This window comes from Polaribacter sejongensis, from assembly GCF_038024065.1.
GTDB lineage: Bacteria > Bacteroidota > Bacteroidia > Flavobacteriales > Flavobacteriaceae > Polaribacter > Polaribacter sejongensis.
This window is the reverse complement of the sequence record NZ_CP150667.1, coordinates 882,602-898,001: the sequence shown is the minus strand read 5'-3', so window position 1 is coordinate 898,001 and position 15,400 is coordinate 882,602. Positions and strand designations below refer to the sequence as shown.

The window sequence follows — 15,400 nt, the reverse complement described above, 5'->3', positions numbered from 1 at the left end:
TTTTTGTAACGAATAAGTCTTAAAAAATCCATTAACCGTTAAAGCTCTTTTTAATACGTGCCAAATCACGTTTGTTATCTCTGTCTTTAATAACTTCTCGTTTGTCGTGTGTTTGTTTTCCTTTTGCCAATGCAATTTCTAATTTGGCAAAACCTTTATCATTAATAAACAAACGTAAAGGAACAATCGTATTTCCTTTTGCCTCAACGTCTTTTCTTAAAGAACGTAATTCGCGTTTGTGCATTAATAATCTACGCTCACTTTTTGGTTTGTGGTTAAAGTGATGTCCAAACATGTATTCTTGAATGTACATATTAACAATAAACAGTTCTCCGCCATCATTAAATTCACAAAAACTTTCTGTAATTCTAGCCTGACTTAAGCGAATAGATTTTATTTCTGTTCCGGTTAACTGAATTCCAGCAACGTATTTGTCTAGAATTTCAAATTCGAAACGTGCTTTTTTGTTCTTTATGTTTATCTTTTTCTGAACAGCCATAGACTGATTTTAATTTTAATAATTTTAACAAAGATACATTTTTACTTTGGTCAAAGAAATGTAATTTTGAATTCTATTATCTACTAATTAAAACAAAACCAATGAAATATTTATCAATTCTTTTTTTAGCTTTCTTAATTTCTTGTAAACCTTCTGAAAACAAGTTGACTGCACAACAAGTTATTGATAAAGCCATTGTTGCTTCTGGAGCAGATAAAATTTCAAATTCCGAAATAAAATTCAATTTTAGAGACAAAGCGTATGTTGCCAATAGAAAACCTAATGGAAGTTTTAAGCTTACAAGAAAGCAGAAAGATGACAAAGTAGGGTTTATTTCTGATGTTTTAAGTAATGATGGATTTAAAAGATTAGTGAATGGAATTCCTTATCAAGTAAACGATTCGATAGCTAACATTTTATCGAATTCAGTAAATTCTGTACACTATTTTTCTGTTTTACCCTTCGGATTAAATGACAAAGCAGTGATAAAAAAGTTATTGCCATCAACTACGGTAAAAGACGAAGAGTATTATAAAGTGCAAGTTACTTTCTCTGAAGATGGAGGAGGAGAAGATTTTGATGATGTTTTTATTTATTGGATTGGTAAACAAGATTTTTTAGTTGATTACTTGGCATATTCTTACCATACAAATGGTGGAGGAAAACGTTTTAGAGCTATAAACAAAGAAGTCTTAAAAAACGGAATTCGTTTTGTGAATTATGATAATTATAAGCCTTTAAACAAAGAAATTTCTTTAACAGATATTGATAAAGCTTTTGAGAAAAATGAGCTTAAAAAATTGTCGGAAATAAATTTAGAAAATATCGAAGTACAGCTTTTAAAGTAAGAGAAGTAGTTTTTTTTGAAGCAATTTCGTTTTTGGAGCTTATCTTGATCGAAGTATAAATACATTCGCTTTTTTTATTCAGAAAAAGAGCTCAAACAATTGCTGCAATCAGGATTAAAATTTTTATTAGCTAATAGCTTTTAATCATTAATTCCGCTACTTTAAAAAGGAAATACCAAGAGATAAATCTTTTACACATAACTTTAGTTAGCTAAAAAATAAGTGGAAAAATTTAAAAACATATTATTAATAATTCTGTTAGTTTTAGTAGGGTTTCCTTTACTAATACTATCAATTCCATTTCTAATATTTATTTTTATCTTTAAATATTTTCAAAAGAAAAAGTTTGAGAAAAAGTATTTGAAATTTCTAAAAGAAAACGAAGGAAAGAACTTTTTCTGCTATAATAACAGAAAAAAATCAAAAGAGTATTTAGAAGAAAATATCCTTACAAATCTAAATAAAGAGGTTGTTATTGTGTATTTAAACGGCAGAGATATTGAATCGGAATACAATAAAGAGTTTATTTCTGAAGCTTTATATGGATTAAAACATTACACTAAATTTCCTCATTTAATGAAAATTAGAAACGGACAATTAATTGATAAATCAATAAATAACCCGTTTTTTGGAATTCTTAAAATGAACAAACCTAAAGCTGAATTGTTAGGTGAAATCAATCATTTTTTTCAATAAAAAGAAATAATATCAAATTGATTTTTATTAACCTTTATTGTTCTTTTAAAACTGAATTTACAGCTATTTTTAAAATACCTTTTTCTTTACTATTGTCATAGCAAAGCAGAATAGTATTATTTATAATTTCGAAATAATTAAAATCCGTGCTATTTAGTAGTTCATCTGTTTTAGGGTTAATCACTTTAACATCTTCTGTTTCTTCATATAGCGTATTGTAAATAAATAAGCCATTTTCGCTTAAAAACAATATGTTATTTTTATTTAAAAAGTCATAATAACTTGTAAACTGATACTTTTCTGAATCTAAATCTAAATTTTTTATTGATTTTATAGGTGATTCTGATATAACATTCAAATTAAATTCGTCTACTTCTATATATTTATTTTCATCTAAATAAACAATAGGAAACACAAAGTCTTTGCCTACTATTTCAGCTTCTAATTTATTGTCTTTAAGTTTTAGTAAAACATTCCAAAAACCATCCTGACCTTGTCCTATCCATAATATTAAATTATTTTCATAAGCAGGATACAAATGGATAGAAGCATCAAAGTAATCTTCATCTTCAATTTTTAAGGAAGTTATTTTACTAAAATCTAAAATGTTATATAATGAAACCTCTATATAATCATCATTAACCATTGAGGCTAACCATAAATATTCATTTTGAATATAAATTTTAGCATTTTTGACAATAATTGTGTCTACTACATTTTTATTATAATCAATTATTTGAACAAGTTCTTCAGTTGAATATAAGATTTGTTTTTTTTCTGGAATAAAATCGATGTCTATAAAATTATCTATAGAAATATCTAAAACTTGATCTAAATCTTCATTAATAATATTGAATTCTGAACTTGAATTGTAAGTCAGAAATTGAGCATCTCTTTCTTTAATTCTATTAATTCGATGTTTTAAATTGCAATTTTTATCTACAGAGATTTCCATTTCTTAAAAATATAATTGATTACAAAGATTCAAATTTTAGGTTTAATTTATTCTACAGTTTCTACAACACTTGTTTTTTCATCACCAGAAATAGTAACAATATATAAGTTAGCGTTATTGTTGTCGTCTATATCTTTATACTTTTCTACGGCTAAAATTTTATTTACAAAAGCAGGAGTTGTATTGCTATGTCCAACCACTAAAACAGTTTTTCCTTTTGTTTCTTGCTGAAAAATGGAGTCGTACATTTTACTAGGATTGTACTTTATAATTTCTAAACTTTTACTTTCTGCAGTTGGTGTTGCGGTTTGTATCGTTCTGTTGTAGTTTGTTGAATAAATAGCATCAAACGGTACGTTTTTAAAACGATTAGCCCATTTTATAGCTCTTTCTTGTCCAACTTTATTCAAATCAGGATTCTTGTTTGTTTTATCTGTTCTGTCTTTTTCTGCATGACGAATTAAATAATACGTAGTTGTTTCATCGGAAGAACAAGCAGTTATAAAAGTAAAAGCGAAAACAAAAAGCAGTAAAAATTTCTTCATTATATTTGGTTTAGAGAACAAATGTAATCAAAAAGAAAAAGCGATGTTTTTTCAAACACCGCTTTTTCCAAACGAACTAAAATTGTTCATAAATCTGAACTTGTTTCAGATTCATGTTTATAGATGCTGAAATAAATTCAGCATGACAAAAACTATACACTTTCTACAAAATCAGACTGATTTCTAAAAACCAATTTATCATCAAAAGCGTCAATTAAAATAATACTATCTGTAGTGATTTTTCCTGATAAAATTTCTTTAGAAAGCTGATTTAATACTTCTTTCTGAATCACTCTTTTTACAGGTCTTGCACCAAATTCAGGCTGATATCCTTTTTCAGCCAAATACGTAATTGCTTCATCGGTAGCATCTAAAGTAATTTCTTGTTTACCAATCATTTTCTTTAAATGTTCTATTTGTAATTTTACAATTTCAAATATATTTTCCTTATTTAAAGGCGTAAACATAATTACATCATCAATTCTGTTTAAAAACTCTGGTCTTACAGATTGTTTTAACAACGCTAAAACTTCAATTTTAGCCAACTCAGTTGCAGCGTCTAAATCTGCTTTTGGGTTGCTAAATTTATCCTGAATTATATGACTTCCAATGTTAGAGGTCATAATAATTATAGTGTTTTTAAAATCAGCAACTCGACCTTTGTTGTCGGTTAACCTTCCTTCATCTAATACTTGTAATAAGATATTAAAAGTATCTGGATGCGCTTTTTCAATTTCATCTAAAAGCACCACAGAATAAGGTCTTCTTCTAACAGCTTCTGTTAATTGACCACCTTCATCATAACCAACATATCCCGGAGGCGCTCCAACCAATCTACTTACAGAATGTTTCTCTTGATATTCACTCATGTCAATACGTGTCATGGCGTTTTCATCATCAAATAAATACTCTGCCAAGGCTTTTGCTAACTCGGTTTTACCAACTCCAGTGGTTCCTAAAAACAAGAAACTACCAATAGGTTTATTCGGGTTTTGCAAACCGGCTCTAGAGCGTCTAACGGCATCTGAAACGGCAACGATTGCCTCTTCTTGTCCAACGACTCTTTTATGCAATTGCCCCTCTAAACGTAATAGTTTCTCACGCTCAGACTGAATCATTTTTGTCACCGGAACACCAGTCCATTTAGCAACCACTTCTGCAATATCATCATAAGTAACTTCTTCTTTTATCAAAGACTTTTCAGATTGATTTTCTGCTAAAACTTTTTGAAAACCTTCTAAATCTTCTTGGGCTTTTTTAATTTTCCCATATCTAATTTCGGCAACTTTACCATAATCTCCATCACGTTCTGCTTTTTCAGCTTCCATCTTTAAATCTTCTATGGCAGCTTTTGCATTTTGGATATTATCAACTACATCTTTTTCAGATTTCCATTTCGCGTTCATTTCATTTCGCTCCTCTTTTAGATTCGCTAAATCAGAACGTAAAGATTTTAACTTGTTCTCATCTTTTTCACGTTTTATGGCTTCAATTTCAATTTCTAATTGCATCACCTTTCTGTCTAAAACATCTAGTTCTTCTGGTTTAGAATTGATTTCCATGCGTAGTTTAGCCATCGCTTCATCCATTAAATCAATCGCTTTATCCGGTAAAAAACGATTGGTAATGTAACGTTGAGATAATTCTACAGCACCAATAATTGCCTCATCTTTAATTCGGACTTTATGGTGTGTTTCATACTTATCTTTAATTCCTCTTAAAATAGAAATGGCACTTTCTGTATCAGGTTCATTTACCTGTACTTTCTGAAAACGTCTTTCTAAAGCTTTGTCTTTTTCAAAGTATTTCTGATATTCATCCAACGTAGTTGCACCAATTGCACGCAACTCGCCACGGGCTAAAGCGGGTTTTAAAATATTTGCAGCATCCATAGCTCCTTGTCCGCCACCAGCACCTACTAATGTGTGAATTTCATCAATAAAAAGTACAATATCTCCATCGGCACTTGTTACCTCTTTAATAACGGATTTTAAACGCTCTTCAAACTCTCCTTTATATTTTGCGCCTGCAATTAGTGCGCCCATATCTAAAGAGAAAATTAGTTTTCCTTTTAGATTTTCTGGTACATCACCATCTACAATTCTGTGTGCTAAACCTTCTGCAATAGCAGTTTTACCTGTTCCTGGTTCTCCAACTAAAATTGGATTATTTTTAGTTCTACGAGATAAAATCTGTAGCAATCTACGGATTTCTTCATCTCTACCAATTACAGGATCTAGCTTGCCGTCTTGTGCTAATTGATTTAAGTTTTTAGCAAATTTATTTAAAGAATTATAAGTTTCTTCTTGACTTTGAGAAGTTACTCTTTCTCCTTTTCTTAATTCGTCTATTGCTGCCTGTAAATCTTTTTCTGTAACACCTTGGTCTTTTAAAACCTGTGCAATATTACTTTTAGATTTAAAAATAGCTAGAATTAAATGCTCTATAGAAACGTAATCATCGTTCATTTTTTTAGCAATTACAGAAGCTTCTGTAAGTGTTTTGCTAGCCTCTCTAGAAATCATTAATTCTGCACCAGAAACTTTAGGTAAACTCTCTAATTGTTTGTCTAAAATTTGTTCTACAATATTTATATTGATGTTCAACTTTTTCAAAAGAAATGGTAAAACATTTTCATCAACTTGTGTTAAAGCTTTAAAAATATGCTCATTTTCTATTTGATTATGACCAAAACCTTGCGCAATCTGTTGCGCCATTTGTATGGTCTCTTGCGATTTTGTTGTATAATTGTTAAAGTTCATATTTTGTTTTTTTTATTTTTCTTTTGATAAGTAATAAGCAATTTTAATACCATATGGATAATGTATGTAAGATAAGTCATTTTGTCTTGTGAGTGATTGTTTTTGCTGACTTTTTGACAAATGAAAGTTTCTTATATTTACATCGACAAACCAATAAAAAATAGATAATGAGTATATTTAATAAGATTTTTGGAGCAAAAGGAGATGATACATCAAAAGTAGAAAAAGTGTCATACTTAAATTGGATTCCTTTAACTTCTATGGAAGAATTAGAGAAAATTAAAGAAATTTCTAAAACGGAAGCTGTTTTAATTTTTAAACATTCTACAAGATGTGGAATTAGCAGCATGGTAATTAAGCAATTTGAAAAGCTTTTTACAGAAGAACATCAAAAATTAAAGGTTTATTATTTAGATTTATTAAATTATAGAGATATTTCTGATGAAGTTGGGTTTACTTTTCAAGTAATGCATCAATCTCCACAATTAATTGTAGTTAAAAATGGAGTTTCTGTAGAGAATGCTTCTCATTATGAGATCACAAATACAAATTTATCGAGATTTATATAGGATAAACTTGCATAAACCCTTATTTAAGTCTTATTTTTGTAGCCTAAATTTATATTCCTTTGGCAGAGATAGACACTTCAGTAAAGAAAGTAGGTAAAGAATTATACGGATATCAACAAGATGCACTTCAAGAGATTTTTAGGAGGTTTAAAGATGCACCTAAAGATTACCATTTATTGTACCAATTGCCTACTGGTGGTGGTAAAACTGTTATTTTTTCTGAAATAGTTAGACGTTATTTAGAAACTTTTAAAAAGAAAGTTTTAGTATTAACGCACAGAATTGAGTTGAGTAAGCAAACTTCTAAAATGCTAAAAGAATTTGGAGTTTCTAATAAAATTATCAATTCTACAGCGGTTTTAGATGACCAAGATGACTTTAGTTGTTTTGTTGCTATGGTTGAGACCTTAAAAAATAGGTTGAATGATGGTAAACTAGATATTTCTGATATTGGTTTGGTGATTGTAGATGAGGCGCATTACAATTCTTTTACAAAAATCTTTAAATTTTTTGATGAATCTTTTATACTTGGTGTAACAGCAACTCCTTTGAGTTCTAACATTAAGTTGCCGATGTATGAGAATTATCAAGAATTATTTGTGGGTGAAACCATTCAGCATTTAATAGATCATGAATATTTAGCAAGCGCAAACTTATATTCTTATAATGTTGGTTTAACTTCTTTGGAAGTAGGAGCAAATGGAGATTATACGGTAAAATCTTCTGAAGATTTATATACCAATTCAGACATGCTTTCTAAATTGGTTTCTGCATACGAAGAAACTGCAAAAGGAAAGAAAACCTTGATATTTAATAATGGTATTAACACGTCTATACAAGTGTTTCATGCATTTAAAAAAGCAGGGTACCCAATTGCACATTTAGACAATACAAATACAAGAGCAGAGCGTGAACTTATTTTAAAGTGGTTTAAGAAAACTCCGGGAGCAATTATTACTTCTGTAAGTATTTTAACAACTGGTTTTGATGAGCCAACCATTGAAGCTATTATATTAAATAGAGCAACAAAATCGTTGACTTTATACTACCAAATGATTGGTCGTGGTTCTAGGGTTTTAAACAATAAAAGTACTTTTGATGTTATCGATTTAGGTAACAACTTTCATAGATTTGGTCCTTGGGGAGCAGATTTAGATTGGGAAAAAATGTTTAGAGCGCCAGACTATTATTTAAATGCAATTCTTTCTGATGAAGATATAGAAAGTACTTTTAGATATGAGTTAACTGCAGATGTAAAAAAAGAATTTGAAAAATCTACCGATACTTATTTCGACATGAAAAAAGTATATATAGATACTATTAGACAAGGAGAATCTTCTAAAAGGGTTTTAGAAAAGTCTATTGTACACCATGCAAAAATGTGTATTGAAAACAGTGAAGACGTTTTTGATGCCTTAATTTTAGCAAAATTATTAGGTGAAGAAATTGATGATAGAATTAATAGATATGCAAAGTGTATCTCTAAAAGTACACACAATTTTGTAACCTGGTTAAAAGATGATTATAGAAAGAAATTAAACGCTTATTTAAGAACTAATTTCGATGAAGATTTTGAAGAAATTCATGGTCATCCACCAATAGAAGAATAAAAAACAAATTATAAAATTTGATATATTGAAGTTGTTTCAAGATCTCAAATGAAGTAATGATAAAATCTGAGGAAATTCAGATTGACAAAAAACTCTGAATTTTCAGAGTTTTTTTGTTTTAATATATTTCCTTTAATTTGCTAAAAAAAAGCTTCTTTTTGAAATTTTTAGATTCTTATTTTGGTGAAATCTCTTAGCTTATTCTGAATAAGTGTTCGTAACCTCTTTATTTACTATTATTTACAAGTAAAATTAATAACCAAAAAAAATATCATTTTTTTTTGGATTTTGTTATTTGTATTCAAAAAAAATATACATTTGCTTAACTTATTTAAGTAAAATGTTTAGTTTTTCTTATTTCGGAAATAACGCTCAATCGGAGTATGATAGTTATTTAGCATTTTGGAAATGCAACGAAAAAATTAAGGTATCTCCATTTTCAATTCTTCCAGAATTGCAGCTTTTTTCAAAGCTGCATGTTGTTTACTTGCAAATATTACAGTGATAACATCCTTTTTATTAGGGTTATAATTTCTATTCTAAAACATGCTGTTTTAGTTCAGACAGGCTTATCATACAATTAATTTAAAAAATAAAGTGAACACAAAATACATAGATTTAATCGAGCAAACATTCGATTTTCCTCAAGAAGAATTCAAAACAGAAAATAATAAATTGTTTTGGCACGGAATTAATTTAATGGAATTAATAGAGCAGTATGGTTCTCCATTAAAATTTACTTATTTGCCAAAAATTTCAGAAAACATCAACAAAGCAAAAGGATGGTTTCAAAATAGTATTGAAAAACATAACTATAAAGGAAAATATTTTTATAGCTACTGTACAAAAAGCTCTCATTTTAAACATGTTTTACATGAAGCTTTAAAAAATGATATCCATATAGAAACATCTTCTGCTTTTGATATAGATATTGTAAATAATCTTAAAAAAGAAGGAAAAATAAAAGACAACACGTTTGTTATTTGTAACGGATTTAAACGTGACCAATACATAAAAAATATTGGTGGTTTAATTAACTCTGGTCATAAGAACGTAATTCCTATTATTGATAATTACGAAGAAATTAATCTATTATTAGATGAAACAGATAAACAGATAAATGTTGGTATTAGAATAGCATCGGAAGAAGAACCAAAATTTGAGTTTTATACTTCTAGATTAGGTATTGGTTATAAAAATATTGTTGCTTTTTACGAACGTGAAATCGCTACAAATACGCAAGTAGATTTAAAAATGTTACATTTTTTTATCAACACAGGTATTAAAGACAATGCATATTATTGGAACGAATTGATGAAATGTTTAAATGTTTACATCAACCTAAAAAAAATATGCCCTACGTTAGATTGTTTAAATATTGGTGGTGGTTTTCCTATTAAAAACTCATTGGCTTTTGATTATGATTATGAGTATATGATTGATGAAATTATCAATCAAATAAATGAAGTTTGTAAAGATGCAGGAGTAGATGTGCCACATATTTTTACTGAATTCGGAAGCTTTACAGTAGGAGAATCAGGAGCAGCTATTTATGAGATATTGTATCAGAAAAAACAAAATGATAGAGAACGATGGAACATGATAAACTCTTCATTTATAACAACTTTACCTGATGCTTGGGCAATAAATAAGCGCTTTATTATGTTACCAATTAATAAATGGAATAGACAATATGAACGTGTTTTATTAGGTGGTTTAACTTGTGATAGTGATGATTATTACAACTCTGAACAACATATAAACGGAATTTATTTGCCTGTTTATGAGAAAGATAATCCGCTATATATTGGTTTTTTTAATACTGGAGCTTATCAAGAATCTATTGGAGGTTTTGGAGGTTTACAGCATTGCTTAATTCCGCATCCAAAACATTTAATTTTAGATAGAGATGAAGACGGAAATTTAACTTCTAGAGTATTTAAAGAACAGCAAAAAAGTAGCGAATTACTTTCTATTTTAGGGTATGGAGAAGTAATTGAAAATAAAAACAAACCAGAACAACTAACAAAACAAGAAGTGTTTTAAAACACTAATAACAAAATGAAAACAAATAAAACATATGCAGGAATTCCACAAGAATTTGGAAACCTATCAACTTCAAAAATAGTAATTATTCCTGTTCATTATGACGGAACAAGTACTTGGCAAAAAGGAGCAGACAAAGGTCCACAAGCTTTTTTAGAAGCGTCTGAAAACATGGAGTTGTATGACATAGAAACAGATTCTGAAGTGTATAAAGAAGGTGTTTATTTGGCAGATGCTATTACAGAAAATAGTTCACCAGAAGCAATGGTAGATGCTGTACATCAAGTTACAAAAAAGTACATTAACAGAAATAAATTTGTAACTGCTTTTGGTGGAGAGCATTCAGTTTCTATAGGAACCATTAGAGCATTTAATGAGTGTTTTAATAGTTTAACAGTTTTGCATATAGATGCGCATGCAGATTTAAGAAAAGAATATGATGGTTCTAAATGCAACCACGCTTGTGCGGTTTATGAAGCAAACCAAAACACTAATTTGGTACAAGTAGGAATTAGAAGTATGGATATTTCTGAAAAAAGAAATATGAATTTAGACAAAGTTTTCTTTGCGCATGATATGGCGGTAAATGAAGATTGGGTAGAAGATGTAATAGATCAATTAACAGAAAACGTTTTTATTACGTTTGATTTGGATGCGTTAGATCCTTCGATTATGCCATCTACAGGAACTCCAGAACCTGGTGGATTGTTTTATTATGAAACGTTAGAGTTCTTAAAACAAGTTTTCGCTCAAAAGAATGTAGTAGGTTTTGACATGGTAGAATTATGTCCGAATGAAAATGAGAAATCATCAGATTTTTTAGCTGCAAAATTATTCTACAAGATGTTAAGCTATAAGTTTGCTTCTAATGATGATAATTATGATAAAGGAGATGAGAATGCTAAAGCAAATCCGTTTAGCAAATTATCTAAGTTTAAAGATGATGAAAACGAAGATTTTTAGTCTTATAAAATGATTAAAAATATAGAAAATATTGAGCTTCACTATTTAACTTTAACTGATTATAAGCAGTTTAAAGAAGCAATGATTCAGGCATATTCAAGTATGCCAGGATCTTATTGGAGTGAAACTCAAATTAAATCTTTAATAGATAAATTTCCAGAAGGTCAGGTTGTAATAAAGATAAATGGAGATTTGGCAGGTTGTGCGCTTTCTCTTAGATTAGATTATGATAGTTTTGATGATCAGCATACATATGAAGATATTACCGGAAATTATACTTTTGATACGCATGATGAAGATGGAGATGTTTTATACGGAATAGATGTTTTTATAAAAAAGGAATACAGAGGGTTGCGTTTAGGTAGAAGACTGTATGATTATAGAAAAGAACTTGCGGAAAAACTAAACTTAAGAGGAATTGCTTTTGGAGGAAGAATTCCAAATTATCATAAATACTCAGCAACTTTATCGCCTAAAGAATACATCGCGAAAGTAAAACGTAAAGAAATTCATGATCCGGTTTTAAACTTTCAAATTTCGAATGATTTTCATCCTTCAAAAATTTTAAAAGGATATTTAGAAGGAGATGTAAATTCTGGAGAGTTTGCAGTTTTGTTAGAATGGGATAATATTTATTACGAGAAAAAGTCTAAAAAAGCAGCTACAAAGAAAAAGGTGGTACGTTTAGGGTTGATTCAGTGGCAAATGCGTTTGTATAAAGATTTGGAAGAATTAATGCAACAAGCAGAATACTTTGTAGATGCAGTTGCAGCTTACAGATCGGATTTTGCGTTGTTTCCAGAATTTTTTAATGCGCCTTTAATGGCGGATAATAACCATTTACCAGAGTCGGAAGCTATTAGAGAATTGGCGAAGTATACACCAAAAATTGTTCAGAAATTTTCTGAATTAGCAATTTCATACAACATCAATATAATTACCGGTAGTATGCCAGAAATTAAGGATGGGTTGTTGTATAATGTTGGTTATATCTGTAAAAGAGACGGTTCTAAAGAGCGTTATGAAAAACTACACGTTACACCAGATGAAGCAAAAGTTTGGGGAATGCAAGGTGGTAGTGAATTAAGAACTTTTGATACCGATTGTGGTAAAATTGGGGTTTTAATTTGTTATGATTCTGAGTTTCCAGAATTAAGCAGAATTTTGGCAGAAGAAGGCATGGATATTTTGTTTATCCCGTTTTTAACGGATACTCAAAATGGATATTCTAGAGTACGTCATTGTGCACAAGCTAGAGCTATAGAAAATGAATGTTATGTAGCTATTGCTGGTAGTGTTGGTAATTTACCGAAAGTAAATAACATGGATATTCAGTATGCGCAATCTATGGTTTTTACACCTTGTGATTTTTCTTTTCCTGCAAATGGAATAAAAGCAGAAGCAACTACAAATACAGAAATGATTTTAATTGCTGATGTAGATTTAGATTTGCTAAAAGATTTGAACCAGTTTGGTAGTGTACGTAATTTAAAAGATAGAAGAACAGATATATTTGAAGTTAGAAAACTTCCAAAAAAATAATTAAAAATAAAGTATTACGAGAAGTTGATGTTTAATTATCAATTATATTGATAAGCATCTCGATACAAAATTTCTGAAAAAGAAATTTCACTCGATGTGACAGTGAGAAAATCGTATGAATAATAGGTGCTGTCAGTTCGAGTGATTCTGCTTTTTTTGCGGAATTGTATCGAGAACATTTAAACTTAATTTTCGTAATAATCAAAAACAATAAAATGAGCAAACCAATTACAAATTTTATAGAAAAATACTTTTTACATTTTAATGCAGCTGCTTTAGTAGATGCTGCAAAAGGGTACGAAGCACAATTAAACAAAGGATCTAAAATGTTAGTTTCTTTAGCAGGAGCAATGAGTACTGCAGAATTAGGGAAGATTTTTGCAGAAATGATTCGCAAAGATAAAGTTCAAATCATTTCTTGTACAGGTGCAAACTTAGAAGAAGATGTTATGAATTTAGTAGCACATTCTCACTACAAACGTGTGCCTAATTACAGAGATTTAACTCCGCAGGACGAGTGGGATTTATTAGAAAAAGGTTTAAACAGAGTTACTGATACTTGTATTCCTGAAGAAGAAGCTTTTAGAAGAATTCAAGAACATATTGTAAAAATATGGAAAGACGCAGAAGCTAATGGAGAGCGCTTTTTACCACATGAATACATGTATAAATTATTGTTATCTGGTGTTTTAGAGCAATACTATGAGATAGACATTAAAGACTCTTGGATGTACGCAGCAGCAGAAAAAAACTTACCTATTATTTGTCCGGGTTGGGAAGATTCTACAATGGGTAACATTTTTGCTTCTTATGTGTTAAAAGGAGAATTGAAAGCAAGTACCGTAAAATCCGGAATTGAATACATGACTTTCCTTGCAGATTGGTATACAAATAATTCGGAAAACGGAATTGGTTTCTTTCAAATAGGAGGAGGGATTGCAGGAGATTTTCCAATCTGTGTTGTGCCAATGTTGTATCAAGATATGGAAAAACCAGAAACACCATTTTGGAGTTATTTCTGTCAGATTTCAGATTCTACAACCAGTTATGGTTCGTATTCTGGAGCTGTACCAAACGAAAAAATTACTTGGGGTAAGTTAGATATCGATACGCCAAAGTTTATCATAGAAAGTGATGCAACAATTGTTGCTCCATTAATTTTTGCTTACTTATTAGAAATGTAAATAAAATTGTCATTCCTAAATGAGCTTTTTAGCGATTGAGGAATCTTAAAATGAGATTTCTCTTCGTTCATTCTTCTCTCATTCGAAATGACAAATAAAACATCAATATAATGAAAAGAGTAATCGTAGAATACGCAAAATTAACTACTGACATATTAGATATGTTGGTAGAAAAATATCCTGACGGATATGATTATGAAGATATTATTTCTTTTAAAAATGCAAAAGGTGAAACTATAAAAGCCGTAGAAGTAAAAACAGCAGATACTGTTTATCTAGTGAAAATTAGTTCTAAACTGGAGCAGACTATGGAAGATTACGCAGAAGATGAAGATTCTTTTGACGAAGATGAAGGGATAGATGTTGATGATATAGAAGGTGAAATATAGATAAAAACAAAAATAGCTTGGAAATTTTTCCAAGCTATTTTTTTATTAAGAATAATTATTCTTTATTAATTCATTGCAGGGTCAGATCTTTTAACGCCAGCATTTGTATGCACATTACCAACTTCTGTAATCACTACACCTTCTGGACCCGCCATTTGCCAATGCGCAGATTCAACCTCTTCTAATTTAGCAAAATCACCTTCATTTGCTTCAATAATATGATTTGCAGTAACTTTTCCATCCCAGTGAAACTGAGGAACAACAACCTGAGGAAAATCTGCTCTATTGTCTAGACCAACTCCAGCTACATAACTTTTTCCGTGTCTTACAACCCAGCCTTCCATTTTTGCAGGGTTTCCATCAGCAGCAAAGTGCATGTGTTCTCCTAACATTTGACCTGGGAGTAAAAAGATGTCCATAAGCATGTATTTGTCTACTTCATTGTTTACAAACATTATAGAAGCCAAACCTAATTCGGCATATTTTCCTTTGTTATAATCGGTAAGCCAAATTCTTTCACGTAAACCTTCAAAAACTGGGTAATCGTGATAAGCTAACATTTCCATTAATGCATCTTTTGCTTTTTCTTCTAAGAATTTTCCATCAGCGTCATAAAACTGTTCATTGGTGAATTTTAATTCTTTTTTGGCAACTTGCTTTAGTTCTGTAGTTTCATTTTCTTCCGTATTTGCTTTTTTTTCTACTTTGTCTGCACAACTTGCAAATAAAATTAAAATTAATAAAGCTATTAATAATGATTGTTTTTTCATGAATTTGGTTTTTAATTTAATA

The 15,400-nt window shown here is 29.9% G+C and carries 14 protein-coding genes; 9 read left to right on the top strand and 5 right to left on the bottom strand.

Annotated features, from left to right (window positions below):
- Positions 1-31: 31 nt before the first annotated feature.
- Positions 32-499, bottom strand: coding sequence for an SsrA-binding protein SmpB (smpB, locus tag WHD08_RS03500; RefSeq protein ID WP_165733248.1), 468 nt, complete (start codon positions 497-499; stop codon positions 32-34).
- A gap of 101 nt (positions 500-600) precedes the next feature.
- On the opposite strand from smpB, the gene WHD08_RS03495 reads away from it, so the two are divergent.
- Together WHD08_RS03495 and WHD08_RS03490 are read left to right on the top strand one after the other, a co-directional pair.
- A complete protein-coding gene (locus WHD08_RS03495; RefSeq protein WP_208889207.1) occupies positions 601-1,347 on the top strand; it encodes a DUF6503 family protein in 747 nt (248 codons plus the stop codon).
- 360 nt (positions 1,348-1,707) lie between these two features.
- A complete protein-coding gene (locus tag WHD08_RS03490) occupies positions 1,708-2,043 on the top strand; it encodes a hypothetical protein (RefSeq protein WP_165733246.1) in 336 nt (111 codons plus the stop codon).
- A gap of 34 nt (positions 2,044-2,077) precedes the next feature.
- On the opposite strand, the gene WHD08_RS03485 is transcribed toward WHD08_RS03490, so the two are convergent.
- The 3 genes from WHD08_RS03485 to clpB form a co-directional block, all read right to left on the bottom strand.
- On the bottom strand, positions 2,078-2,998 hold the full coding sequence (locus WHD08_RS03485) for a hypothetical protein (RefSeq protein WP_165733245.1): 921 nt from the start codon (positions 2,996-2,998) through the stop codon (positions 2,078-2,080).
- 47 nt (positions 2,999-3,045) lie between these two features.
- Positions 3,046-3,543: a SixA phosphatase family protein gene (locus tag WHD08_RS03480; RefSeq protein ID WP_165733244.1), complete on the bottom strand. Its 498-nt coding sequence runs from the start codon at positions 3,541-3,543 to the stop codon at positions 3,046-3,048.
- 152 nt (positions 3,544-3,695) lie between these two features.
- Positions 3,696-6,305, bottom strand: coding sequence for an ATP-dependent chaperone ClpB (gene clpB, locus WHD08_RS03475; protein WP_165733243.1), 2,610 nt, complete (start codon positions 6,303-6,305; stop codon positions 3,696-3,698).
- Positions 6,306-6,472: 167 nt separating this feature from the next.
- Between clpB and ytxJ the strand changes: the two genes are divergently transcribed.
- The 7 genes from ytxJ (at position 6,473) to WHD08_RS03440 (ending at position 14,608) form a co-directional block, all read left to right on the top strand.
- Positions 6,473-6,874 carry a bacillithiol system redox-active protein YtxJ gene (ytxJ, locus tag WHD08_RS03470; protein ID WP_165733242.1) on the top strand — a complete coding sequence of 134 codons (402 nt, stop codon included), beginning with the start codon at positions 6,473-6,475 and terminating at the stop codon, positions 6,872-6,874.
- A 59-nt stretch (positions 6,875-6,933) separates the two neighbouring features.
- Positions 6,934-8,484 (top strand): DEAD/DEAH box helicase, encoded by a 1,551-nt coding sequence (locus WHD08_RS03465; protein WP_165733241.1) that lies wholly within the window; start codon positions 6,934-6,936, stop codon positions 8,482-8,484.
- Positions 8,485-9,081: 597 nt separating this feature from the next.
- Positions 9,082-10,530 (top strand): arginine decarboxylase, encoded by a 1,449-nt coding sequence (locus tag WHD08_RS03460; RefSeq protein WP_165733240.1) that lies wholly within the window; start codon positions 9,082-9,084, stop codon positions 10,528-10,530.
- Positions 10,531-10,545: 15 nt separating this feature from the next.
- The gene (speB, locus tag WHD08_RS03455; RefSeq protein ID WP_165733239.1) at positions 10,546-11,493 is read left to right on the top strand and encodes an agmatinase; all 948 of its coding nucleotides are present in this window, start codon (positions 10,546-10,548) and stop codon (positions 11,491-11,493) included.
- Positions 11,494-11,502: 9 nt separating this feature from the next.
- Positions 11,503-13,035 (top strand): bifunctional GNAT family N-acetyltransferase/carbon-nitrogen hydrolase family protein, encoded by a 1,533-nt coding sequence (locus WHD08_RS03450; protein ID WP_208889209.1) that lies wholly within the window; start codon positions 11,503-11,505, stop codon positions 13,033-13,035.
- A 215-nt stretch (positions 13,036-13,250) separates the two neighbouring features.
- Positions 13,251-14,219 (top strand): deoxyhypusine synthase family protein, encoded by a 969-nt coding sequence (locus tag WHD08_RS03445; protein WP_165733237.1) that lies wholly within the window; start codon positions 13,251-13,253, stop codon positions 14,217-14,219.
- 110 nt (positions 14,220-14,329) lie between these two features.
- The gene (locus tag WHD08_RS03440) at positions 14,330-14,608 is read left to right on the top strand and encodes a hypothetical protein (protein WP_208889210.1); all 279 of its coding nucleotides are present in this window, start codon (positions 14,330-14,332) and stop codon (positions 14,606-14,608) included.
- Positions 14,609-14,673: 65 nt separating this feature from the next.
- Here WHD08_RS03440 and WHD08_RS03435 read toward each other — a convergent pair whose 3' ends face one another.
- Positions 14,674-15,378 (bottom strand): hypothetical protein, encoded by a 705-nt coding sequence (locus WHD08_RS03435; protein ID WP_208889211.1) that lies wholly within the window; start codon positions 15,376-15,378, stop codon positions 14,674-14,676.
- Positions 15,379-15,400 lie beyond the last annotated feature (22 nt).